Consider the following 24178-nt stretch of genomic DNA (forward strand, 5'->3'; position numbering starts at 1 on the left):
CCCGGCTCACTCCTCGCACTCACAGGCCGATGCCCTTCGCGATGATCTCGTTCATGATCTCGGTGGTGCCGCCGCCGATGCCGAGGATCCGGGCGTCCCGGTAGTGCCGTTCCACCTCGGCGTCGCGCAGGTAGCCGAAGCCGCCGTGCAGTTGCAGGGCCGCGTCCACCACGTGGTCGCAGGCGGCCACCGCGACGTTCTTCGCCATCGCCACCTCGGTCACCACCGGCTCGCCCGCCGCGACCCGGGCCGCCACCTCGTGCACGTAGGCGCGGGCCGCCTCGGCGCGGGTGTGCATCTCGGCCAGCCGGTGCCGGACGAGCTGTCGACTCGCCAGCGGTCGGCCGAAGGTGGATCGGTCCCGGCACCACGTCATGGCGAGCTCGACGCAGCGCTGCGCGGTCGCGTACGCCTGCGTGGCGAGGGAGAGCCGCTCGGCGGCGAAATGCTGCATGATCGCCAGGAAGCCGGTGTTCTCCTCGCCGATCCGGTTCGCCACCGGCACCCGGACGTCGACGAAGGAGAGTTCGGCGGTATCCGAGCAGTGCCAGCCCAGCTTCTCCAGCCGGCGTCCCACGGTGAACCCGGGCGTGCCCTTGTCGATCACCAGCAGGCTGAGTTCGCCACTGCCGGGAAAGTCGGTGCAGACCGCGGTGGTCACGAAGTCGGCCCGAGCCCCGCTGGTGATGTAGGTCTTCGATCCGTTCACCACGTAGTGGTCGCCGTCCCGGCGGGCGGTGGTGCGGATGCTCGCCACGTCGGAGCCGCCGTCCGGCTCGGTGATCGCCAGCGCGCCGATCATCGTCCCGCCCAGCGTGGGACGGACGTACCGCTCGACCAGGTCGTCGTCCCGCGGGGCCTGGCCACCGCCGAGCCGGCCGCCGAGGACGCCCCCGGCCCGGCCGCCGGCGGCGGCGACCATGTGCGGCAGCGCGATGCCGTGCGTGAACAGGGCCGCGATCAACCCGGACGAGCCGCCCGAGCGGATGATCTCCTCGGTCACGATGATCGAGTCGAGCAGGTCGCCCCCGCTGCCACCCACCGACTCGGGGAAGCCGATGCCGAGCAGCCCGACCTTCGCCGCCGTCTCGTGCAGCGACCGGGGCACCTCGCCGGCCCGCTCCCAGCCGGCCAGGTGCGGCAGCACCTCCCGGGTCACGAAGGCCCGGGTCAGCTCGCGGAGCTGGCGCCGCTCCGGGATGTCCACGATGGTCATGCCGGCACCCCCGGGGTGAGCTGCGCGGGCAGGTCGACGACGCGGGAGCGGAGCAGTTCGCCCAGCGCCTTGGCCTGCGGGTCGAACCGGGTGGAGGCGGCCACCCCCGGCCCGAGCAGCCCCCGGACCACGAAGTTGACCGCGCGCAGGTTCGGCAGCTCGTACCGTTCGACGGTCAGCGGGGCGGTCTCCGGCAGCAGCTCGGCCAGCCGTTCCACGGTGAGCCAGCCGCGCAACCAGGCCCAGGTCTCGTCGGTCCGCGCCCAGACGCCCAGGTTCGCGTCACCGCCCTTGTCCCCGGACCGGGCCCCGACCAGCTCGCCGAGCGGCCCCCGCCGGGCCGCCGGCAAGGAGGGGCCCCCTGTTGACGCCTCGTGTTGTACAGGGGGCCCCTGCAAACCCGTGCGCAGCGGTGGGGCGATCGGCACCCGCTCGCCGCCGGGCAGCACGGCGACGTGGGCGACCGCGTCCTGCGGCACGAAGTCCGCGGTGAACACGCCGTAGGGCGCGGCGTCGCCGGGCAGGGTGGTCAGCGTGCAGCCCGGGTAGGAGGCCAGCGCCAGTTCCACCGCGGCCGCCGAGAAGGCCCGCCCGGCCCGCGCCCGGTCGCCGTCGCGCAGGTGTACGTGCAGCAGCGCGCTCGCCGCCTCGGTGTCGGTGGCGTCCGGGTGGTCGGTGCGGGCCAGGCTGAAGTCCAGCCCCTCCTTGCCGACCGCCTCCTCGAGCTGCCCCCGGACCAGGGCCGCCTTGGCCGGGATGTCCAGTCCACAGAGCACGAACGTCATCGAGTTGCGGAACCCGCCCAGGTTGTTGACGCCCACCTTGAGAGTGTCCGGCGGTGGGGCGCCCCGGACGCCGGAGACGCGTACCCGGTCCGGCCCGTCGGCGGTCAGGGTGACCGTGTCCAGCCGGGCCACCACGTCCGGCCCCAGGTACGCCGGCCCACCCACCTCGTACAGCAGTTGCGCGGTGACCGTCTCCACGGTGACCGCGCCGCCGGTGTCGGGATGCTTGGTGAGCACCGACGAGCCGTCCGGGTGGATCTCCGCGATCGGGAAGCCGGGCCGGTGGCCGCCGTCGGGCAGCTCGGTGAAGAAGCTGAAGTTGCCGCCGGTGACCTGCGCCCCGCACTCGATCAGGTGCCCCGCCACGGTCGCCCCGGCCAGCGCGTCGAGGTCGTCCCGGCCCCAGCCGAACCGGGCGATCGCCGGCCCGACCGCCAGCGAGGCGTCCGTGACCCGACCGGTGACCACCACGTCCGCCCCGGCGTCCAGGCAGGCGGCGATGCCGAACGCGCCGAGGTAGGCGTTGGCGGTGAGTGCGTCCGGGCGCGGCAGGGCGTCGCCCTCGACGTACCCGATCCGGACGGTGAGGCCGAGCCGGTCGGCGAGCGCGCCGATCGCGGCGGCCAGGCCGGCCGGGTTGAGCCCACCGGCGTTGGTCACGATCCGCACCCCCCGGTCGCGCGCGGTGCCGAGGCAGCCTTCGAGCTGGCGGAGGAAGGTCTTGGCGTACCCGAGGGAGGGGTCGCGCAGCCGGTCCCGGCCGAGGATCAGCATGGTCAGCTCGGCCAGGTAGTCCCCGGTCAGCACGTCCAGCTCGCCACCGTCGAGCATCTCCCGCCAGGCGGCGAACCGGTCGCCGTAGAAGCCGGAGGCGTTGCCGACCCGCAGCACCCCGCTCATGCCCGGGTCCCCGCTCCGCTGGCGGTGGACGGCTCCCGCCCCGCGCCCGGTGGCCCGGCGAACGCCTGGGCGACGTCCAGCCACTCGTCGGCGGTCGGGCCCGTGGCGACCAGGGCCAGGTCGGCCCGGTGCCGCCGCTGGGTGACCAGCAGGCAGAAGTCCAGCGCAGGCCCGGTGACCCGGTCGGCGGCGTCCGGCGACCCGAAGGTCCAGGTGTCGCCGTCGGGCGCGGTGAGCTCGACCCGCACCGGCGCCGTCGGCACCGCGCGGCCGTGGGCGGCGAAGCCGTGGCCGAGGGTGCGGAAGCCGAGGTGGGCGATGTGCCGCAGCCGGGCGGTCGGGGTCCGGCCGACGCCGAGTGCGTCGGCGACGTCCTCGGCGTGTGCCCAGGTCTCCATGATCCGGGCGGTGGCCATCGAGGCGGGCGACATCCGGGTGCCGTACCAGGGCAGTTTCTGCCCGGGCGGCACGGCGGCGAGGGCCGTCGCGAGCGCGGCCCGGCCGTCCCGCCAGCGGGCCAGCAGCTCGGCGGGCGGGGCGAGGAAGGACTCGGCGCCGTCGTCGACCAGCCGGGCCGGGTCGGGCGCCGAGAGGACCGACGCGTAGAAGGCGTCGGTGTCGGTGGCGGCGAGCCGGGCCACATGGTCGGTCCAGGCCAGGTGGGCGATCTGGTGGCCGACCGTCCACCCGGGCGCGGGGGTCGGCCGGGCCCAGCCCTCCGGTGGCAGCGCGGCGACGAGGGCGTCGAGCTGGTCGGACTCGGCGGTGAGATCCGCGAGCAGTGCGGTCAGGTCGACCATGGTGCCTCCGGGCTGGGGTGTGTGCCGGTCAGGGCGTGGGGTCAGGGCCGCTCGGGTCCCGGGCCGCCGGTCGCCGGCGCCGCCGCGTCCGGCGGCCCGGTCTCCGGCGCGGTGGGCTGCCGCGGCCCGCCCGTCTCCGGGAGGCCGGCGGCCGCGGTGTCGAGGCTCGGCGAACCTGCGTCCGCCGTGGCGACGTTCGGGGTGAGCAGGGTGGCGAGCTGGCGTTTCCAGGTATGCAGCAGGGCGGTGCGGCGGGGCGAGTCGTCGCTGAGGAGGTTGGCCACGCCGAGCCCGCGGAGCAGGTCGAGGGTGGCCTGCACCGCCTCGCGGACACCGGGGCGACGTTCGTCCACCCCGAGCAGTTCGACGGTGAGCCGGTGCATCTCCCGGCCCAACCGGGCCTCCAACGGCACCAGGGCGGCGCGCAGCTCGGCGTCGGTGCGGGCGGCCATCCACAGTTCGAGGGCGGCGACGAAGAGTGGCCCGGTGAAGGCCGCGCCGAGCAGGTCGATCACCCGGTCCAGCCGCTGCGGGCCGGCGGGCAGGACGTCCGCCTCGGTGCGCAGCTCCGCCGCCCGCCGTTCGGCGAGGTGGGCCACCGCGGCGGTGACCAGGGCGGCCTTGGTGGGGTAGTGGTGCAGTTGGGCGCCGCGGGAGACGCCGGCCCGGGCGGCCACCACGGTGGTGGTGGTGCCGGACCAGCCGTGCTCGACCAGGCACTCGACGGTCGCCTCCAGCAGCCGGGCCTGGGTGGCGCGGCTGCGCTCCTGTTGAGGGACGCGGGTCGATGTGGCGGGCACGGGGACAGCGTGCCGCGCATGAAACAAACAGTCAAGACTGACTTTTTTAGGCGACAGTCACCGGGAAGTCGTACCGAGCCACTTCGCCCTGCACCTGACCGTGGCGAACGGGCTCGTCACCCGGCATCACGTCTACGAGGACAGCCCGTCGGTCGCCCACGCCTGAGCGGACTGACCGGCGCGGGAGCCGGCGGCCTCAGCGGCCGTCGGCGGGGGCGAAGACGGCGAGCGCATCGAGGTCGCTGTGCCGGGAACGGAGGTACTCGTCGGCCCACTCGGCGGCGTCCGGGAAGCCCGACTCGGCCGCCACCCGCGCGCAGGCGGCGTCCACGTCGTACCCGGTGCGGCGGAGCTGCACCCCGGGGCCGAGCAGCACCCACCAGGCGCCCGCCCCGCCGTACGGCATCCCGACGCTGCCCGCGTTGACCACCAGCCGGCGGTCGACCAGCCGGACGAACGGCATGTGGGTGTGCCCGCAGACCACCGTGCCGACCTCGGCCGGCAGCCCGGCGAAGACCTCCGCCCAGCGGGCCGGCCGCGAGTCGACCACCGCCATCTCCTCGTCGTCCCGGGGCGTCGCGTGGCAGAACAGCACCTCGCCGAGGCCGGCGACCGGCAGGGTGACGGTGAGCGGCAGCGCGGCCAGCCGGGCCACCTGGTCGTCCCGGAGCTGCGCCGCCGCCCAGTTCGCGACGCCGTGCGCGGAGGGCCGGCCGGACCGGGCCTCGACCAGCTCCCGCTCGCAGTTGCCGCCCACCCAGCAGGCCCGGTCGCCGAGGGCGGCGAGCAGGTCCAGCACCTCGACCGGCTGCGGGCCGGTGGCGATGTCACCGGTGAGCACGATCAGGTCGGCGGCGGCGACGTCCGGCTCGGCCAGGACGGCCTCCAGCGCCGGCAGCGCACCGTGGATGTCGGAGAGGACGGCGACACGTTCAAGCATCAGCCCACCGTGCCCGTCCGGCCGCCGCCCGTCGAGAGGGTTCTGCGCCGGGCAGAAAACGACGACGGGGACCGGCCCGGAGGGCGGTCCCCGTCGATGTCCGGGTGTGGGTCAGACCCGCGCGCGGCGGGCCAGGCGCTCCGGGTCGAGGATGATGATGCTCTTGCCGTCCAGCCGCAGCCAGCCGCGCGAGGCGAAGTCGGCGAGCGCCTTGTTGACGGTCTCCCGGGAGGCGCCGACGAGCTGGGCGATCTCCTCCTGGGTCAGGTCGTGGGTCACCCGCAGCACGCCGCCGTCGCGGGTGCCGAACCGGCCGGCCATCTGGAGTAGGTTCTTGGCGACCCGCCCCGGCACGTCCGTGAAGATCAGGTCGGCCAACGAGTCGTTCGTCCGGCGCAGCCTCCGGGCCAGCACCCGCAGCAGCTGCTCGGCGATCTCCGGCCGGTTGTTCAGCCACGGCCGCAGCGCCTGCTTGCGCAGCCGCACCAGCCGGGTGTCGGTCACCGCGGTGGCCGTGGCCGTACGCGGGCCCGGGTCGAACAGCGACAGCTCGCCGACCATGTCCGACGGGCCCATCACCGCGATCAGGTTCTGCCGGCCGTCCGCCGCCCGACGACCGACCTTGATCTTGCCGGACAGCAGGATGTAGAGACTGTCACCGGGCTCGCCCTCGTTGAAGACGATCTCGCCCTTGCGGACCTCGATCGTCTCCATCTCCTTGGCGAGCGCCTCGGCAGCCTCCGGGTCGACACCCTGGAAGATGCCGCTGCGGGCCAGTACCTCGTCCATCGGTCACCTCCGCCAGCGCGTGCCGTCCGTCGGCCGGGTCCGCCGTCCGCTGATCCCCTCGCGCGCCGCCAGTCTAGGCGCACGTGAGCACGAATCAGAGGTGCACCCCTGGAATCTTGATCGGTGGACGTAACGTGCCCGACCTGATCAACGACTACGATCCCGCGCCCGGTGCGGGTGGCCGCCGCCCCTCCCCACCTGGATCGTAGGGTCGATGGCGTGCTGAGCGAGCCGTTCCTGACCACCCGCCACGAGGACGGGTGGGACATCCCGCTGCTGGTGTGGCGGGCCGCCGAGCCGCTGCTGGCGGTCGGCACCAGCCCACTGGGCGGCGGGATCGGCGTACGACGGTGGGTCGTCAACGCGACCGTGCCGATGTCGTACCACCGGGACGACCCCGCCGCCCACCTGGCCGAGCTGGCCGGCGGGCTCGGCCTGGCCGGGCCCGGGGTCGGGCTGCTGACCGGGGTCGACGTCGCCGAGGTGGTGGCCCGGGCCGACACCGGCGTGCGGGTCTGGGCGACCGTCGGCCTCGGCACCCCGGTCTGGGCCGCCGCGCCCGCGCCGGCGCCGCCCGCGCAGCGGGTCGGCACGGTCAACATCGTCGCATACGTCCCCGCCCGGCTCGGCGACGCGGCGCTGGTCAACGCCGTGGCCACCGCCACCGAGGCGAAGGCGCAGGCGATCTGGGAGCTGGGGCTGCCCGCCACCGGCACGCCCACCGACGCGGTCACCGTGCTCTGTCCGGCCGACGGCGAGCCGGCCCCGTACGGCGGCCCCCGGTCGGCGTGGGGCGGCCCGCTGGCCCGGGCGGTGCACGCGGCCGTGCTCGCCGGCGGGGCCGGCCCCGTCGTCCCCTGGTCCGACCGGCGGGCCGGGTGAACCTGGTGTCGGGCGGCGCGTCGGGCGGCCCGGTTTTCCGACCGATCGGCCCTCGTCGCAGCGTTTGCCGCGCGGTAGCGTCGCGGGCGATGTACTCTCCCGCCTCCGCCGCGTCCCGCCCGCGTCGCCGCCGCCTGGCGGCCGCCCTCGGCGCACTGCTCGTCGCGCTCCTCGCCGCCGGCTGTGCCGACGACGCCGGTACCCACTCGGTCTGGCAGCAGGGCACCGGCGGCGGGTCGACCGGCTCGCCGGTCCCGGCCGACCCCGCCGGATCGGCGGACCCCGGACCGGCGGACGCGGCCGTCTCGCTCGCCGCGACCGGCGACGTGATCATGGGCAACGCCCCGTCCCGGCTGCCCTCCAACGGCGGCAAGGGCTTCTTCGACCAGGTCAAGGCCGCGCTCAAGGCCGACCTGGTGATGGGGAACCTGGAGGAGCCGCTCACCGAGGACACCGGCGCCGGCAAGTGCGGGCCCACGCCCAAGAACTGCTACCAGTTCCGGGCGCCCCCGGAGTACGCGGCGCACCTCCGCGACGCCGGCTTCGAGCTGCTCAACCAGGCCAACAACCACGGGTACGACTACGGCCCCAAGGGCTACCAGAACACCCAGCGGACGCTGGAGGAGCACGGCCTCGAGCACACCGGCGCGCCCGACCAGATCACCGTGGTCGAGGTCAAGGGCGTCAAGGTCGCGGTGGCCGGCTTCTCGTCGTACGTCTGGTCCAACAGCCTGGTCGACATCGAGTCGGCCAAGCGGGTGGTGGCGAAGGCGGCCACCATGGCCGACCTGGTCGTGGTGCAGGTGCACATGGGCGCCGAGGGCGCCGACCGCAGCCACGTGAAGCCGGGCACCGAGATGTTCTTCGGCGAGAACCGGGGCGACCCGGTCCGCTTCGCGCACGCCGTCGTCGACGCCGGGGCGGACCTGGTCGTCGGGCACGGCCCGCACGTGCTGCGCGGGATGGAGTTCTACCGGGGGCGGCTGATCGCGTACAGCCTGGGCAACTTCGCCGGCGGCGGCAAGTCGCTGAACAGCGCCGGCCGGCTCGGCTGGGGCGGCGTGCTGAAGGTGTCCCTGAAGCCGGACGGCAGCTTCGCCGGTGGGACGTTCACCTCGACCGTCATGAGCGGCGTGGGTCGGCCGTCGATCGACTCCGGGCGGCAGGGTCTCGGACTGGTCCGGGAGATGAGCCGGGCGGACTTCCCGACGACCGGGGCGCGGCTCGACACCGCGGGGCGGATCACCGCGCCGTAACCGGGGCCCGCGTCGGCCCGCCGGGACGTCGCCCCCGCGACGTAGGCTGGCCGGCGTGACCACCAGTTCCCCCGAGACCGACCTCGGCCGTACGCGCCGCGCCCGGCGGATCGGCCGGGTGCTCACCGAGACGCACCCCGACGCGCACTGTGAACTCGACCACTCGACCGCGTTGGAGCTCGCCGTCGCCACCATCCTGTCGGCGCAGTGCACCGACAAGAAGGTCAACGAGGTCACCCCGAAGCTCTTCGCCCGTTACCGCAGCGCCGCCGACTACGCCGGGGCGGACCGGGCCGAGCTGGAGGAACTGATCCGGCCCACCGGCTTCTACCGCAACAAGACCAGCTCCCTGATCAACCTCGGCCGCGCCCTCTGCGAGCGGTACGACGGCGAGGTCCCCGGCAAGCTGGCCGACCTGGTGACCCTGCCCGGGATCGGCCGCAAGACCGCCAACGTGATCCTCGGCAACGCCTTCGGCGTCCCCGGCATCACCGTCGACACCCACTTCCAGCGGCTGGTGCAGCGGTGGAAGCTGACCGCCGAGACCGACCCGGTCAAGATCGAGCACGCGATCGGGGCGCTCTACCCGAAGCGCGACTGGACCATGCTGTCGCACCGGATCATCTTCCACGGCCGGCGGGTCTGCCACGCCCGCAAGCCGGCCTGCGGCGCCTGCACGCTGGCGAAGCTCTGCCCGTCGTACGGGACCGGGCCGACCGAGCCGGCGGCGGCCGCCAAGCTGCTCAAGGGGCCCCGGGCCCGGGACCTCGCGGCGGCCGTCGGGATCGACCCGGAGCTGGTGCCGCAGCAGGCCGTCGCGGCGGAGGTGCCGTGAACCGCCGACTCGCGGCCCTGCTCGTCCCGGCGCTGCTGGCGGTCGCCGGCTGCACCGCCACCGACCAGCAGGCGGCCGCGCCGACCGCCACCCGCGCCGAGCGCCCCTCGCCGTTCGCCGACTGTGCGGCGCTGACCACCGCGCCGGCCTCCGCCGCACCCGCGCCCACCACCGGGCCGGGTGAGCCGCTGCCCGAGCTGACCCTCAACTGCTTCACCGGGGGCGCCCCGGTGGACCTGCGCGCGGTGCGGGGCCCGGCCGTGGTCAACGTCTGGGCGTCCTGGTGCCCGCCGTGCCGTAAGGAGCTGCCCGCGTTCCAGCGGCTCAGCGAACGCGCCGCCGGCCGGTTCCAGGTGATCGGGGTGAACAGCCGCGACAGCCGCAGCGGGGCGCAGTCCATCGGCGAGGATTTCGGCGTCCGCTTCCCGATGCTCGTCGACCAGGGGGACGCCTTCGAGCGGGCGCTCAACCGGACCTCCTTCCCGCTGACCCTCTTCGTCGGCGCGGACGGTCGGGTCCGGTACGCCGACGCGAGCGGCGCGCTCGACGACGCCAGGCTCACCGAGCTGGTCCGCACCCACCTCGGCGTGGCGGTGGACGCGTGAGCGCGAGGAGTGAGCCGGTGCTGCGGGCCCCGCAGTCGCGAACAGAGGTGGCACGGTGAACCGGCAGCCGCCGTCGTGGCTCGATCCGCTGCTCGGCCGGCTCGGCACCGCCCGCGCCGAGGACTTCACCCGGCTCGCCACCCCGGCCAGCGGCGGCCGGGAGAGCGCCGTGCTGGTGCTGCTCGGCCAGGAGCCGGGCGGCGGCCCGGACGTCCTGGTCCTCCAGCGCGCCGCCACCCTGCGCAACCACGCCGGCCAGCCGGCCTTCCCGGGCGGCGCGGCCGACCCGGAGGACGCCGACGCCAGCGCCACCGCGCTGCGCGAGGCGAACGAGGAGGTCGGGCTCGACCCGGCCAGCGTCACCGTCCTGGCCGAGCTGCCGAAGCTCTGGATCCCGGTCAGCGACTTCGTGGTCACCCCGGTGCTCGCCTGGTGGCACGCGCCGCACCCGGTGCACCCGCGGGAGCCGGCCGAGGTCGCGCACGTCGCCCGGCTGCCGATCGCCGAGCTGGTGGACCCGGAGAACCGGATGCGGGTCCGCCACCCGAGCGGCTGGATCGGCCCGGCCTTCTCGGCCCGGGGCATGCTGGTCTGGGGGTTCACCGCCGGAGTGCTGGCCACGCTGCTGGAGATGGGCGGCTGGGCCCGCCCGTGGCCGCGGGGCCGGGTGGTGGAACTGCCGCCGACCGCCGCCGCCCCGGCCCCCTCGGCCGGCACCGACGAGGTCGACGAGAGCCCGGTCCGCTGACCTGACGGTCACGTTGCGCGAGCGGTGGGCCGCTTCCGTGCCGGCTGCCCGTACCCTGGACGCGTGTCCGTCGTGGATCTCGTACTGCTCCTGCTCATGCTCGTGTTCGCGGTCAGCGGATACCGCCAGGGCTTCGCCATCGGGGCGCTGTCGCTCTCCGGCTTCTTCCTTGGCGCGCTGATCGGCCTCCAGGTCGGCCCGCTGATCGCCCGGCAGTTCGTCGACAGCGGGATCCGCGTGCTGATCTCCCTGGTCGCGATCTTCGGGCTCGCCGTGCTCGGCCAGGCGCTCGCCGGATGGCTCGGCTCGCACCTGCGCAAGACGATCACCAACGACGTGGCGAAGCGGCTCGACGACATCGGCGGGGCGATCGTGTCGCTGGTCGCCGTCATGCTGGTGGCCTGGCTGGTCGCGGTGCCGCTGGGCTCCTCCGCGGTGCCCGCGGTGGCCTCCTCGATCCGCAACAGCGCGCTGCTCACCGTGATCGACCGGATCCTGCCCGACAAGGCCCAGGAACTCTCCACCGCGCTGCGGGACACGGTCGACACCAACGGCTTCCCGGACGTCTTCGGCGACCTCGCGCCGACCCGGGCCCGGCAGGTCTCCCCGCCCGATCCGGCGCTCGCCGGCTCCACGGTGGTGGCGAACAGCCAGCGGGCGGTGGTCAAGGTGCTCGGCTCCGCGCCGAGCTGCGCCCGCCGCATTGAGGGCTCCGGCTTCGTGTACGCCGACGACCGGGTGATGACCAACGCGCACGTGGTGGCCGGCACCCGCTCGGTGGCGGTCGAGCTGCGTGGCGAGCGGTACGACGGCGAGGTGGTCGCCTACGACCCGGAGCGGGACCTGGCCGTGCTGCACGTGCCCGGGCTGCCCGGCCCATCGCTGCGTTTCGCCGCCGGGCAGGCCGGCAGCGGCGCGGACGCGATCGTGCTGGGCTTCCCCCTCGACGGCCCGTACGACGCCCGGCCGGCCCGGGTGCGGGAGGTGGACCGGATCACCGGGCCGGACATCTACTCCTCCGGGGACGTGACCCGGGAGATCTACACCATCCGGGCGTTGGTCCGCAGCGGGAACTCGGGGGGCCCGCTGGTCTCGGCGAACGGGCTGGTGCTCGGGGTGATCTTCGCGGCGGCGGCCGACGACCCGAACACCGGCTTCGCGGTGACCGCCGCGGAGGCGCGGCCGGTGGCGCTGGCCGGCGCGGAGCGTACCCGCGGGGTCGGCACCGGCGAGTGCACCTGAGCCGACCGGCGGCGCCCGACCGCGACGGACGCCCGGTCAGCCGCCCGCGGCGGCGGGGGCGGGCACGTCGTCACCCGAGCGGGTCAGTGGCAGCTTGGCCCGGCCCCAGGTCAGCGTCCGGTCGAGCACGGCCCGGGCCATGATCGCCACGCAGGTCCCGCCGTTGAGGAACGACGCCACCACGTCGCTGGGGTGGTGCATGCCCCGGTACATCCGGGTGAGGGCGACGCCGACCGGCACCAGGACCAGCAGCGTCCACCACGCGATCTTCGCGGGGGTGCGCTTCGCCCGCAGCGCCAGCAGCACCGCGATGCCGACGTAGAGCGCCACGGCGGCGGACGTGTGCCCGGACGGGAAGCTGGAGGTGGGTGGCGAGACGTCCATGTGCTCGACGGCCGGCCGGCGCCGGTCGATGGCCATGGTGGTGAAGAGGAAGACCAGCGCCTGCGCGGTCACCGCGGCGCAGAGGAAGAGCGGCTCCCGCCAGCGGTGCAGCACCAGCCGCAGCACCAGGGCCACCAGCACGGTGACCACGACGATCAGCTGGGTGCTGGCGAGCGTGCTGAACACCAGCGAGACGTTGTTCCAGCCGGCGGTACGGTCGGCCGCCAGCTCCCGGTTGACCGCGTCCTCCACGGTGAACGGCCAGGTCCGGGTGAGGACCCGGGTGACCAGGAGACCCAGCCCCACCATGACGGCGAAGAGCAGGGCCAGCGGCAGCAGTACGCGCTTGGTCACCTGGACCGCGACATTGGACATGGGCCGCGCATTACCCCATCGGACACGGAACTACGCGTGCCCCCGGCGCGCCTCGTCCGGCGCCGGCTCGGCCAGCTCCGGCTCGACCCCCTCCCGGGTGGTACGCGTCGGCCGCCGACCGGTCCGGGTGCGCCAGGTGCGGAACGCGGCCGACGTCGCCGCGACCACCGCGGCGCCGAGCAGCCAACCGCCCAGCACGTCGCTGCTCCAGTGCACGCCGAGGGCGATCCGGCTGAGCCCGGTGACGACCGCGAGCACGACTGCGGCGAGCCACAGCGCCCAGCGCAGCGGCCGCCGGTCTCGGGCGAACGGCAGGAAGACCAGCAGCAGTACCCCGGCGGCCAGGGTGGCGTTCAGCGCGTGCCCGGACGGGAAGGAGAAGCCCGCGGCGCGGGCCACCGGATCGAGCAGGTCCGGCCGGTGCCGGCCGACCAGCAGCTTGAGCAGCACGCCGAGCAGCCCGCCCACCACCATCGTGGTGACCGCCCAGAGGGCCAGCCGCCGCGCGCGGCGGAACAGCAGCCAGCCGACGACGACGGCGGTGGCGGCCCGCAGCGGGCCGGGGGCGAAGACGTCGGTCCACAGGCTCATCACCCGCACCCAGGCCGGGTGGGCGACGGCGTACCCGTGCAGCGCGTCGGTCACCGACGCGTCCAGCCGGAACAGCGGCGGCCAGGCCCCCAGCACCAGCAGGGCCAGCAGGGCGAACGGCACCAGCACCAGGAACGCCGCGGTGCCGGCCAGGGTGAGCCGGAGACCCAGCGAATGGTCCGGATCCAACCGACGGGTCCGCCAGGACCGCTCGACCGTGGACATCCGACTGTGTTCGCCCGACCCGCGCATGCCCCAGCACTACCCAGCCGACGGCCCGGTCAGACCCGGCAGCGCCGAGGTCACCGCCGTGACTGGCGGAACCGGCGGACCATCATCGCGGCCCCGGTGACCAGGGCGACGAAGAGGGCCAGGCCGGTCCAGAGCCGTTCCGGCGCGGACTCGTCCGGCTGGCCCGCCGGGTGGGCCGTCCACCGGGTCTGCTGCTTCGGCGCGGTGAAGCTGAACGGGTCGGCGCCCCGCCCGGCGGCCCGCTCGCCCTGCCCGGCGCCGGGCGCCGCGCCGAAGCCCACCACGCCCGGGGAGTCGTTGTCGTCGAGCGGGTTGCGCCCCACCGCCGGCACGTCGGCGGTCAGCGCGGCGACCGGGTCCACCATGCCGTAGCCGAAGCGGTCGTCGCGGCCGGTGGGCCCCAGATCCTTCGCGGTGGTGATCAGCCGGTTGATCACGTCCCCGGCGGACATCTGCGGGAAGCGGGCCCGGACCAGGGCGGCGGTCGCGGCGACCAGCGGGGACGCGAAGCTGGTGCCCTGCACCCGCCAGTACGCGCCGCCGGTACGGGCCCCGAAGAGCGCCGTCGCGGGGGCGGTGAGCGTGGTCTCGTGGCCGGTGACCGAGCCGGACCAGAGGTTCTGGGTGTTGCGTTCCAGGCCGGCGACGGCGAGCACGCCGGGCTCGCGGGCCGGATACCAGACCTTGGGGGTGGTGGAGGTGGCCAGGTTGCCGGTGCAGGCGACCACCACGACGTCCCGGGCGAAGGCGTAGTCGAGGGCTGCGGCCAGGGCCGGGCTGTCGCCGCTGCCACCGAGGGACAGGTTGATCACCCGGGCGCCGTTGTCGACCGCCCAGCGCACCCCCTTGGCGACGATCATCGCGTCGTCGTACCGGTTCTCGTCGTCGAGCACCCGGACCGGCAGGATCCTGGCGTCCGGGGCCAGCCCGACCACACCCCGGTCGTCGTCGTTGCGGCCGGCGATCAGGCCGGCGACGGTGGTGCCGTGCCCCACCGGGTCCGGCCCGTCGGCGCCGTCCGGGGTGACCAGGTCGATGCCGGGCAGCACCTGACCGGCCAGGTCCGGGTGGGAACCGTCCACCCCGGAGTCGATCACCGCGACGATGACGCCCCGGCCGGTCGAGCTGCGCCAGGCGGTCTTCGCCTGCAACTCGTCGAGCTGCCACTGCTCCCCGCGGACCTCGTCGACCCGGGTGTCCGTGGGGACGCGCCACGCCGGTGCCCGGCCGGCCGTCGGCAGGGCGGTGACCTGTCGGGACGTCGCGACCGTCGAGGTGCCGGCACGGGCCGGGGCGGCGTGCGCCGGCGGGGCGAGCGGGCCGGCGACCGCGGCGGCGGTGGCCGCCACCCCGAGCAGCGTGCGTCCGACGAGATGCGGGGTCGAGGTCGGAGCTCCGTGCCGATCCCTGGTCACATTCCCCAGCCATTTCATCGCGACAGAAACATGCTGCTCGGAGATTACCGGGTTTCCCGTGCGTCACGGTGCAAGTCGGTGACTCCGATCACGCCGGCGGCAGGTGGGCCAGTTGCACCAACCGGACCCCCTCCCGGCGGGTCACCAGCCGGCCCCGGCCCGGGGGCAGCGGGCCCGCCTTCACCTGACCCACGAGCGGTCCCTCCTCCGGGCCGCCCGACATCACCAGGCCGGCCGTGGAGAGCTCGCGCAACCGCTGGATGATCGGCTCGAACTGGGTCCGGCCGGCGCCGCCGGACCGGCGAGCCAGCACCAGGTGCAGTCCGACGTCGCGGGCGTGCGGCAGGTGCTCCTCCAGGGCGCGCAGCGGGTTGCTCGGTCCGCCGGCCACCAGGTCGTAGTCGTCCACCAGCACGAACAGCTCCGGCCCCGACCACCAGGACCGGCTGCGCAGCTGGGCCGGGGTCACCTCGGGCCCGGGGATGCGGCCCTGCAGGTAGCCGGCCGCCGACTCGATCAGCTCGGCGGTGTGCGGGGCGGCGGTGCCGTACCCGATCAGGTGCGGCGTCTCGATCGTGCCCACCAGGCTGCGCCGGTAGTCCACCAGGATCACCCGGGCCTGCTCCGGGGCGAACCGGGTGATGATCGAGGTGGCCAGCGCCCGTAGGAACGACGACTTGCCGCACTCGGCGTCGCCGAAGACCACGAAGTGCGGCTCGGTCGCGAAGTCCAGCACCACCGGGCGCAGGTCCGCCTCGGCCACCCCGACCGGGAAGGCCAGGCCGATGGTCGCCGCGAGGTCCAGCTCCGCGTACGGCAGCACCGGTGGGAGCAGCCGGATCCGGGGCGCGGCCGGCCCGGCCCAGGCGTCGACGACCGCCTTCACCAGGTCCACCGTCTCCCCGCTCAGCCCGGCGACCCGGGGCAGGGCGCCCAGGAAGTGCAGCCCCTCCGCGGTGATCCCCCGACCGGCCTGCTCCGGCACGTTCGCCGCCACCGCCCGCTTCACCACCGCCGAGTCCGCCGGGTCGCCGAGGCGCAGCTCGAGCCGGGAACCGAACAGGTCGCGGATCGCCGGCCGGAAGTCGGTCCAGCGCACGGAGGCCGCCACCACGTGCACGCCGTACGACAGGCCGCGGGTGGCCAGGTCGGTGACCAGCGGCTCCAGGTCCTCGTAGTCGTTGCGCAGGGTGCCCCAGCCGTCCACCACGAGGAACACGTCGCCGAAGGGGTCGGTCCCCGGCTGCCCGGTGGCCCGCGCCGCCGCCCGCCGCCGGCGCCATGCCGCCATCGACTCCACGCCCAGCTCGGCGAAGCGGCGTTCCCGCTCGGCCACCAGGGCGGCGATCTCCCCGACGGTGCGGCGCACCGCGGTCGGGTCGGACCGGCCGGCCACCCCGCCGACGTGCGGCAGGTCGCGCAGCACGCCGAGCGCACCGCCGCCGAAGTCGAGGCAGTAGACCTGGGCCTCGGCCGGGGTGTGGGTGAGCGCCAGCGCGCAGATCAGGGTGCGCAGCAGGCTGGACTTGCCGCTCTGCGGCTGCCCGACCACCGCGACGTGCCCGGCGGCGCCGTCCAACGCCAGCCAGAACAGGTCCCGGCGCTGCTCGTACGGCTTGTCGACGATCGCCACCGGCACCTGGAGGGCGCCGTGCAGCTCGGGATTGCCGACGGTGAGCCCGCGCGCCGGGTCGGCGCCGACCGGGCCGAGCAGCTCGTCCAGGGTCGGGGAATGGTCCAGCGGTGGCAGCCACACCTGGTGGGCCGGCGGGCCCTGCCCGGCCAGCCGGCCGACCAGCAGGTCGAGCAGGGACTCGGTGGGGGCGTCCTGCTCGGCGGCGGGCAGCGCGGCCGGGGTGGCCGGCTCCGGCGCCGGCACCAGGTGGGTGGAGAAGGCGAGCAGCCGGGGCGCGCCGGCCCCGGCCGCGCCCGCCGGGCCGCCCCGGCGGCGGACCGCGCCGGAGACGTACGCGGCCTTGAAACGGATCAGGGGGTCGGTGCCGGCGCGCAGGTAGCCGTGGCCGGGGGAGCGGGGCAGCTCGTGCGCGTCGGGTACTCCGAGCACCGTCCGCGACTCCAGCGCCGAGAAGGTCCGCAACCCGATCCGGTACGACAGGTGGGTGTCGAGCCCGCGCAGCCGCCCCTCCTCCAGCCGCTGGCTGGCCAGCAGCAGGTGCACGCCGAGGGACCGGCCCAGCCGGCCGATCTGCACGAAGAGGTCGATGAAGTCGGGCTTGGCCGACAGCAGCTCGGAGAACTCGTCGCAGATCAGCAGCAGCGACGGCAGCGGGGCGAGCGGGGTGCCCGCCGCGCGGGCCCGCTCGTAGTCACGGAGGCTGGCGAAGTTGCCGGCCCGGCGCAGCAGCTCCTGCCGGCGGACCAGCTCGCCGTTGATCGCGTCCACCATCCGGTCGACCAGCGGCAGCGCGTCGGCCAGGTTGGTGATCACCGCGGCGGTGTGCGGCAGCCGGTCGAACGAGGCGAAGGTCGCGCCGCCCTTGAAGTCGACCAGCACGAAGTTGAGCTGCTCGGAGCTGTGCGTGGCGGCCAGCCCGAGCACCAGGGTGCGGAGCAGCTCCGACTTGCCGGAGCCGGTGGCCCCGATGAGCAGGCCGTGCGGGCCCATCCCGTCCTGCGCCGACTCCTTGAGGTCCAACTCGATGGCGCCGCCGTCGGCGCTGACCCCGATCGGCACCCGCAGCCGGTCCCGGGCCGGCCGGGGCGCCCAGCCCTGCTCGGCGGTGAAGCTCCCCGGGTCGCCGAGGCCGAGCAGCTCGGGCAGGCCCGGCTCGGCGCCGGGCGGGGCGTCCGGCCCGCGTACGGTGCCGGCGAGCCGCAGCGGGGCGAGCCGGCGGGCGACCGCCTCCGCGTCGGCGAGTTCCAGCGCGTCGGCGGCGCCGACCTCGGCGGCCCCCTCGGCGGAGTGCGAGCGCAGCCGGCCGTCGGCCAGGTCGAGCAGGAGGGCGTACCGGTCGAGCAGCCGGGGCGGCGGGGTGTCCAGGTCGAGCACGGTGACCGCGTCGATGCCGCCGTCGCCGGCCAGGTCGGTGGCCCCGGTCAGGTCGCCGCCGTCGAGCACCACCACCACGTGCGGCCCGTCGGTGGCCGGCCCGGCCGGGCTGAACCGGGACCGGCTGGCCAGCACGTCGTCGAGGAGCCGTTCCAGCTCGGCGGCGGAGCTGGTGACCAGGCGGACCGGGCCGAGCGCGTCGGTGCGGGCCGGGTGCTGGGCGTGCGGCAGCCACTTGACCCAGTCCCAGAGCGCCCGCCGTTCCGGGCCGGCGCAGACCGCGATCAGCAGCTCGTCGGGGGCGTGGAAGACGGCGAGCTGGGCGAGCACCGCCCGGGCGAGGGCCTGCGCGGCCGGCGAGCCGGCCCCCCGCGCGTCGGCGGGGCCGCGGACGAAGACCCGGGTGAAGCTGCGCAGCGAGAGCGCCACCGGCAGGTCCGGCACCACCGAGTACGCGTCGAGGAAGCGCCGCAGCGCGCCCGCGGTCATCGGTTCCAGCTCCTCCAGCGGCCGGGTGACCGGCGGGACGAGCGGGGTGGCCAGGGTCTGCGGGCCGACCCCCACCCGGACCACCGCGAAGTCGGGGTCGCCCGGCCGCCGTTCCCAGACCCGGTGGCTGTCCACCGTGGACCAGAGCCGGCCGGGGTCGGGATGCCGGTAGTAGAGCCCGGCCCGCTGCGCCCCGGCGGTCTGCCGGACCCGGCGGCGCAGCGCGGTCAGGTGGCGCAGGTACTCCCGCCGGGCGGCCATCATCTCCGACTTCTTCGGGGTGCCGGCGGCGCTGCCCCACGAGGTGACCAGCATGGCCACCGAGGAGAGCCCGAACATGCCGCCCACCACGTACGAGTAGGCCCCGCCGCCCCGGCCGAACATCATCGCCATCGCGACGGTGCCGCCGAGCATGGGCAGCACCATCAGCGCCTGCTGCCAGCGTCCGCCGGCGGCGACGGGGATCTCCGGCGGCGCCTCCACGGGCAGCTCACCGACCGGAATCTCCGGCGCGGGACGCCGCGGCGGCCGCTTGATGACGACAGTGGACACGGAGCCTCCCATGGCTCTCGGTAACCCGAGCCTGGCTCATCGTAGGTAAAGTCCTGTCGTCCGTCAGCCACCGTTCCCGCTCGATATGGAGATATGTCGATGACAATCGGCCTGGCGCGGGTCACCATCAGCGCTCCCCAGCGGCGGGTGGACGTGGCCCTGCCGGAGCAGGTCCCCCTGGCCGAGCTGCTGCCGGAGGTGCTGCGGCACGCCGGCGAGGGGCTGGCCGACGACGGGGAGCGGCACGGCGGCTGGGTGCTCCGGCGTACCGACGGGGCGGTGCTGGCGACCGCGCAGGCGCTGCTGCCGCAGGGGGTGCGCGACGGCGAGGTGCTGCACCTGGTGCCGGCCCGCGCGCAGTGGCCCGAGCTGGAGTACGACGACGTGGTCGAGGCGATCGCCGACGGTGCCCGCCGCCGGGGCAGTGCCTGGTCGCCCGCCGCCACCCGGACCGCCGCGCTGGCCGGCGCGGCGGTGCCGCTCGCCGTCGGGCTGCTCGCCGTGCTCGCCGGCGGTCCCGGGCAGCGCACCGGCGCCCCGGTCGCCGCCGCCGTGGCGCTGCTGCTCGTCCTCGCCGGCACGGCCGCCTCCCGGGCGTACGGGGACGGCCCGGCCGGCGCCACCCTCGGCGGGTACGCGCTGCCGTACGCCGCCGCGGCCGGCGCGCTCGCGGTGAGCCTCCGGCGACCCGGTCGGCCCGTTCGGGCCGCTGCGCTGGCTGGGCGTCCCCGAGCTGCTGGCCGGCTCGGTGGCGCTGCTGCTGCTGTCGGTGCTCGGCCTGCTCGGCGTGGCCACCCGATCCCGGGTCTTCTCCGCCGGCGCGACCGTCGGCTCGGTCGGCGGGCTCGCCGCGCTCGGCGGGCTCTTCCTCGCCCCGGCGGCCACCGCTGCGGTGCTGCTCTGCGCGCTGGTCTTCACGCTCGGCGCGCTGCCGCTGCTGGCCATCCGGCTGGGCAAGCTGCCGCTGGCGCCGATCACCCTGCCGGCCGCCGCGCCGGGCGGGGACGGCACCGGGGTCCGGGACCTGCCGGACCGGGGCCGGGTCCACGCGGCGGTGGCCCGTACCGAGGAGATGCTGACCGGGATGCTGCTCGGGCACGCCGTCCTCGCGGTCGCCGCCGCGGCGGTGCTCGCCGCGGCGGGCGGGGTGCCCGAGCGGCTCCTGGTCGCCGTCGGGTCGGCCGTGCTGCTGCTGCGGTCCCGGCTCTTCGTCGCCGTGCGGCACCGGGTGCCGACGGTCGCCGCCGGGCTGGCCGGGTCCGCCGTGCTCGGCGGGGTGCTCGCCGGCCGGGCCGGCCCCGCCGCCCTGCTCGCGCTGACCGTCGGCGGGCTCGCCCTGGCCCTGGTCGCGGTGGCGGCCGGCACCACGTACGCCCGGCGGCCGGTCTCCCCGTACCTCGGCCGGCTGGCCGACCTCACCGACACCGCGCTGGTGGTCTCCGTGGTGCCGGTGGCCTGCGCGGTGCTGGACCTCTACGACCGGGCCCGCGGCCTGCTCGGCTGAACGCGAAGGCCCGGGTCGCCGAGCGACCCGGGCCTGTCACGCGTGCGGAGGATCAGTGCGCGCCGCCACGCTCCTCGGCATCCTTGGCGCGCTGGTACGAGGCGACGATCTCGGCCTCCGCCTCGGTCCGCCCCACCCAGGTGGCACCCTCGACCGACTTGCCGGGTTCGAGGTCCTTGTACACCTCGAAGAAGTGCTGGATCTCCAGCCGGTCGAACTCGCCGAGGTGGTGGATGTCGCGCAGGTGCTCCTGGCGCGGGTCCTCGTAGGGCACGCAGAGGACCTTGTCGTCGCCGCCCTTCTCGTCCGTCATCCGGAACATCCCGATGGTGCGGCAGCGGATCAGGCAGCCCGGGAAGGTGGGCTCGGGGACCAGCACGAGGGCGTCCAGCGGGTCGCCGTCCTCGCCCAGGGTGCCCTCGATGAAGCCGTAGTCGGCCGGGTACTGCGTGGACGTGAAGAGGGTGCGGTCCAGCCGGATCCGGCCGGTCGCGTGGTCGACCTCGTACTTGTTGCGGTGACCCTTCGGGATCTCAACCGTGACGTCGAAATCCATCTTCCACGCTCCCTCGTTTGCCCACGCTGGCTAACGGAAACCAGTGGCGCCGCTCCCGGACGGGCGAATGCCCACCCGCCGGCTCCGGCCGCCGCATAGTGTTCGGACCGAAGTAGTGTCACCCAAGGTGCTTTTCGACGGGGGAGGAGGGGGTCGTGGGGAGGGAAGATTCACACTACCGCCCGGAGGGGGTTGACGGGCGGAAGTTCGGCGGTCCCGGTTCCGGGGGCGCCACCGGGCGGGTCCCGGTCCCCGACGCCCAGTTCCCCCGTACCCCCGGCGACCCCGGCCGTCGCCCGGACGCCGGCTCCGCGCCGGTCGGCCGGGCCACCCCGCAGCGGTACGGCCCCGAGCCGGTCGGTCGGGCCAACCCCCGGTCGTACGGCCCCGACCCGGTCGGTCGGGCACGCCCTGAGCAGTTCGCCGGCCGGGCCGACCCCGCCCCGTACGGCGGTGGCGCGGCCCGCTGGACGGACCAGCCCGGCCCGGGCGGTGGCCCGGCGCGCTGGCCCGACCCGGACGGTCCGGGCGGTGGCCCGGTGGGCCGCGCCGCCCCGCCGGCCGCTCCCGAGCCCCCGCCGGTCCGGCGCCGGCGGCAGCTGCCGCTGGCCGTGCTCGGCGTCGTGCTGGTGGTCGTGCTGGCCGCGGCCGGGTTGGCCGTGGTGCGGCCCGGGCCGGTGGCCGGCTGGCTGGGCAGCGGGACCGCCGCGCCGTCGGCCGACGCGCGGCCCGCCGAGCCCGACCCGAAGGCGGTGCTCGCCGGTCCGGACGCCAACGCCCCGATCCCGTCCGACGACGGCGTGCGCGCCGCGCTCGACCCGCTGGTCCGCGCCGCGGCCCTCGGCGACCGGGTCAACGTGTCGGTGGCCGACGTGACCACCGGCAAGGCGCTCTACGGCAGCGGCCAGGACGCGCCCACGGTGCCCGCCTCGGTGACCAAGCTGGCGACCGCGGTGACCGTGCTGGCCGCTCGGGGGCCCGGGTACCGGATCCCCACCCGCGCGGTGGCCGGCGCGACCTCCGGCGAGGTGGTCATCGTCGGCGGCGGCGACCCGACCCTCGCCATGGACAAGAACGGCTTCTACCCGGGCGCGGCCCGGCTGGACGACCTGGCCGCGCAGGTACGCAAGGCGTTGGGCGGCACCGCGCCGACCCGGGTCACCGTCGACTCGTCCCTGTTCAGCGGCCCGGTGTACGAGCCGGGCTGGGATTCGGACATTCCGACCGGCGGTTTCGGCGCGGCGATCACCGCGCTGATGACCGACGGCGCCCGCCGGGATCCCGAGACGGCCCGGAAGACCGCCGAGGAGACGAACCACGCCGCCGAGCGGGTGCCCCAGCCGGACCTGACCGCCGGCCGGCAGTTCGCCCGGCTGCTCGGGCTCTCCGGAGACGCCGCCGAGGTGAAGCGGGGCAAGGCTCCCGCCGTTTCCGGGGCGAGCGCGGCGGCCGGGGCGCCGGCACCCGGCACCGAGCTGGGCAAGGTCGAGTCGCTGCCGTTGATCCGGCTGGTCGACATCATGATCAGCGACAGCGACAACGTGATCGCGGAAACCATGGCCCGGCAGGTGGCGCTGGCCAAGGGCAAGCCGGCCTCCTTCCCGGGCGGCGCCGCCGCGACCGATCAGGTGATCGACGAGCTGGGGCTGCCCGCCAACGAGATCAGTCTCGCCGACGGCAGCGGCCTTTCCCGGACCAACCGGATCAGCCCCTCGCTGCTGACCGACCTGATCACCCTCGCCGGCAACGGCAGCCATCCCGAGCTGACGGCGATCTTCGGCGGTCTGCCGGTCGGCGGCTGGTCCGGCACCCTCGACGACCGCTACCAGGCGGTGGTGACGAAGGCCGGGGCCGGCGTGGTTCGCGCCAAGACCGGCACGCTGACCGGGGTCAACGCCATCGCCGGGCTGGTCACCACCGCCGACGGCCGGCTGCTGACCTTCGCGGTGCTGACCGACCGGACGCCGTCGGACACCGACGGCACCCGGCAGGCTCTCGACCGGATCACCTCGGCGCTGGCCGGCTGCGGCTGCCGCTGAGCTGGGCGGCGGTGCGACCGACGTCGATCGCCGAACGCGACCCCGGGCCGGGGTGTTCCGGCGCGGGTACGGTGGGTGCATGGCGCAGTTCGTGGACTGGGATCTGGCCGCCGCGACCGCGGGGGCGCTGGGCAAGTCGGGCCCCCGGGTGTCGTACGCCGAGGCCACCGACGTGGTCGCCGAGCTGCGGCGCCTGACCGGGGAGGCAGCCGGGCACGTCGCCGACTACACCGGGCTGCGCTCGCAGGTCGCCCACCCGCCGGTGCAGGTGGTGGACCGCCGGGACTGGGCGGCCGCCAACATCGCCGGCCTGCGTGAGGTGATCACCCCGCTGGTGAACCGGCTCTCCGGGGACAAGCGCCCCGGGCCGCTGACCGAGGCGATCGGCTCCCGGCTGACCGGGGTGCAGGCCGGCAGCGTGCTGGCCTACCTCTCCGGCCGGGTCCTGGGTCAGTACGAGGTCTTCTCGGGCGACCCCGGCCAACTGCTGCTGGTGGCGCCGAACATCGTCGAGGTGGAACGGAAGCTGGGGGCCGACCCGCGGGACTTCCGGCTCTGGGTGTGCCTGCACGAGGTGACCCACCGGACCCAGTTCACCGCCGTGCCGTGGATGCGCGCGTACTTCCTCGGCGAGGTGCAGGCGTTCGTCGACGCCTCGCAGGGCGGCGAGCACCTGCTGGAGCGGCTGCGGCGGGGCGTGGCCACCCTCTCCGACGCGGTGAAGGACCCGGAGAGCCGGGCCAGCGTGCTGGACATCGTGCAGACCCCCGCCCAGCGGGCGGTGCTCGACCGGCTCACCGCGCTGATGACCCTGCTGGAAGGGCACGCCGAGTTCGTGATGGACGGCGTCGGCCCGCAGGTGATCCCGAGCGTCGAGGAGATCCGCGCCGCGTTCAACCGGCGCCGGGAGTCCGGCAACCCGCTGGAGAAGGCGATCCGCCGGCTGCTCGGCATCGAGGTCAAGATGCGCCAGTACGCCGAGGGCCGCAAGTTCGTCCACGGCGTGGTCGAGCGGGTCGGCATGGAGGGCTTCAACAAGATCTTCGGCTCCCCGCTGACCCTGCCCCGGCTGGAGGAGTTGGGCGACCCGGACGCCTGGGTGGCCCGGGTGCACGGGCCGGCCGCCACGACCCCGACCGCCGGCTGAGCCGGCCATCCGTGAGCGCGAGGAGTGAGCCGGGTTTGCGAGCCCCGCAGTCGCGAACGAAGATCG

18 protein-coding genes and 2 pseudogenes are annotated in these 24178 nt (G+C 75.3%); 9 read left to right on the forward strand and 11 right to left on the reverse strand.

Annotated features, from left to right (window positions below):
- Positions 1-19 precede the first annotated feature (19 nt).
- The 6 genes and pseudogenes from OG799_RS30350 to OG799_RS30375 form a co-directional block, all read right to left on the reverse strand.
- Positions 20-1216: an acyl-CoA dehydrogenase family protein gene (locus OG799_RS30350; protein WP_406039954.1), complete on the reverse strand. Its 1197-nt coding sequence runs from the start codon at positions 1214-1216 to the stop codon at positions 20-22.
- Positions 1213-2901, reverse strand: coding sequence for an acyclic terpene utilization AtuA family protein (locus tag OG799_RS30355; RefSeq protein WP_406039956.1), 1689 nt, complete (start codon positions 2899-2901; stop codon positions 1213-1215). The genes OG799_RS30350 and OG799_RS30355 overlap by 4 nt, the downstream gene beginning before the upstream one ends.
- Entirely contained in the window at positions 2898-3701 is an 804-nt protein-coding gene (locus OG799_RS30360) for a TIGR03084 family metal-binding protein (protein ID WP_406039958.1), read from the reverse strand. The genes OG799_RS30355 and OG799_RS30360 overlap by 4 nt, the downstream gene beginning before the upstream one ends.
- A gap of 197 nt (positions 3702-3898) precedes the next feature.
- A pseudogene (locus OG799_RS30365) lies at positions 3899-4501 on the reverse strand (TetR/AcrR family transcriptional regulator); the annotation flags it as partial.
- Positions 4502-4697: 196 nt separating this feature from the next.
- On the reverse strand, positions 4698-5441 hold the full coding sequence (locus tag OG799_RS30370) for a metallophosphoesterase family protein (RefSeq protein ID WP_406039960.1): 744 nt from the start codon (positions 5439-5441) through the stop codon (positions 4698-4700).
- Between the two features lie 111 nt (positions 5442-5552).
- Positions 5553-6230, reverse strand: coding sequence for a Crp/Fnr family transcriptional regulator (locus tag OG799_RS30375; protein WP_007466162.1), 678 nt, complete (start codon positions 6228-6230; stop codon positions 5553-5555).
- Positions 6231-6449: 219 nt separating this feature from the next.
- On the opposite strand from OG799_RS30375, the gene OG799_RS30380 reads away from it, so the two are divergent.
- The 6 genes from OG799_RS30380 (at position 6450) to OG799_RS30405 (ending at position 11798) form a co-directional block, all read left to right on the forward strand.
- The gene (locus OG799_RS30380; RefSeq protein ID WP_406039962.1) at positions 6450-7112 is read left to right on the forward strand and encodes an adenosylcobinamide amidohydrolase; all 663 of its coding nucleotides are present in this window, start codon (positions 6450-6452) and stop codon (positions 7110-7112) included.
- Between the two features lie 89 nt (positions 7113-7201).
- A complete protein-coding gene (locus OG799_RS30385; protein WP_406039964.1) occupies positions 7202-8368 on the forward strand; it encodes a CapA family protein in 1167 nt (388 codons plus the stop codon).
- Positions 8369-8423: 55 nt separating this feature from the next.
- Complete coding sequence (gene nth / locus OG799_RS30390; RefSeq protein WP_406039966.1) at positions 8424-9203, forward strand: endonuclease III; 780 nt, start codon at positions 8424-8426, stop codon at positions 9201-9203.
- Positions 9200-9808, forward strand: coding sequence for a TlpA family protein disulfide reductase (locus tag OG799_RS30395; RefSeq protein ID WP_406039968.1), 609 nt, complete (start codon positions 9200-9202; stop codon positions 9806-9808). Before nth ends, OG799_RS30395 begins: the two co-directional genes overlap by 4 nt.
- Before the next feature lie 55 nt (positions 9809-9863).
- Positions 9864-10556: an NUDIX hydrolase gene (locus OG799_RS30400; RefSeq protein ID WP_406039970.1), complete on the forward strand. Its 693-nt coding sequence runs from the start codon at positions 9864-9866 to the stop codon at positions 10554-10556.
- A gap of 63 nt (positions 10557-10619) precedes the next feature.
- A complete protein-coding gene (locus OG799_RS30405; protein ID WP_406039972.1) occupies positions 10620-11798 on the forward strand; it encodes a MarP family serine protease in 1179 nt (392 codons plus the stop codon).
- Between the two features lie 36 nt (positions 11799-11834).
- On the opposite strand, the gene OG799_RS30410 is transcribed toward OG799_RS30405, so the two are convergent.
- From OG799_RS30410 to eccCa, 4 genes are all read right to left on the reverse strand, one after another.
- Positions 11835-12557 carry a phosphatase PAP2 family protein gene (locus tag OG799_RS30410; protein WP_406039974.1) on the reverse strand — a complete coding sequence of 241 codons (723 nt, stop codon included), beginning with the start codon at positions 12555-12557 and terminating at the stop codon, positions 11835-11837.
- Between the two features lie 30 nt (positions 12558-12587).
- Complete coding sequence (locus tag OG799_RS30415; protein WP_406039976.1) at positions 12588-13373, reverse strand: phosphatase PAP2 family protein; 786 nt, start codon at positions 13371-13373, stop codon at positions 12588-12590.
- Between the two features lie 77 nt (positions 13374-13450).
- Positions 13451-14833 (reverse strand): type VII secretion-associated serine protease mycosin, encoded by a 1383-nt coding sequence (gene mycP / locus OG799_RS30420; RefSeq protein WP_406039978.1) that lies wholly within the window; start codon positions 14831-14833, stop codon positions 13451-13453.
- Between the two features lie 70 nt (positions 14834-14903).
- A complete protein-coding gene (eccCa, locus tag OG799_RS30425) occupies positions 14904-18866 on the reverse strand; it encodes a type VII secretion protein EccCa (protein WP_406039980.1) in 3963 nt (1320 codons plus the stop codon).
- Between the two features lie 99 nt (positions 18867-18965).
- Between eccCa and eccD the strand changes: the two are divergent.
- Positions 18966-20370 (forward strand): annotated as a pseudogene (eccD, locus tag OG799_RS30430) (type VII secretion integral membrane protein EccD).
- 52 nt (positions 20371-20422) lie between these two features.
- Here the strand turns inward: eccD and OG799_RS30435 are convergent.
- A complete protein-coding gene (locus OG799_RS30435; RefSeq protein WP_406039982.1) occupies positions 20423-20926 on the reverse strand; it encodes an inorganic diphosphatase in 504 nt (167 codons plus the stop codon).
- A gap of 155 nt (positions 20927-21081) precedes the next feature.
- Here OG799_RS30435 and dacB point away from each other — a divergent pair, with 155 nt between their 5' ends.
- Together dacB and OG799_RS30445 are read left to right on the forward strand one after the other, a co-directional pair.
- Positions 21082-22965 carry a D-alanyl-D-alanine carboxypeptidase/D-alanyl-D-alanine-endopeptidase gene (gene dacB / locus OG799_RS30440; RefSeq protein ID WP_406039984.1) on the forward strand — a complete coding sequence of 628 codons (1884 nt, stop codon included), beginning with the start codon at positions 21082-21084 and terminating at the stop codon, positions 22963-22965.
- A 79-nt stretch (positions 22966-23044) separates the two neighbouring features.
- The gene (locus tag OG799_RS30445; RefSeq protein ID WP_406039986.1) at positions 23045-24112 is read left to right on the forward strand and encodes a zinc-dependent metalloprotease; all 1068 of its coding nucleotides are present in this window, start codon (positions 23045-23047) and stop codon (positions 24110-24112) included.
- Positions 24113-24178 lie beyond the last annotated feature (66 nt).

This window comes from Micromonospora sp. NBC_00898 (assembly GCF_045207895.1).
Taxonomy (GTDB): Bacteria; Actinomycetota; Actinomycetes; order Mycobacteriales; family Micromonosporaceae; genus Micromonospora.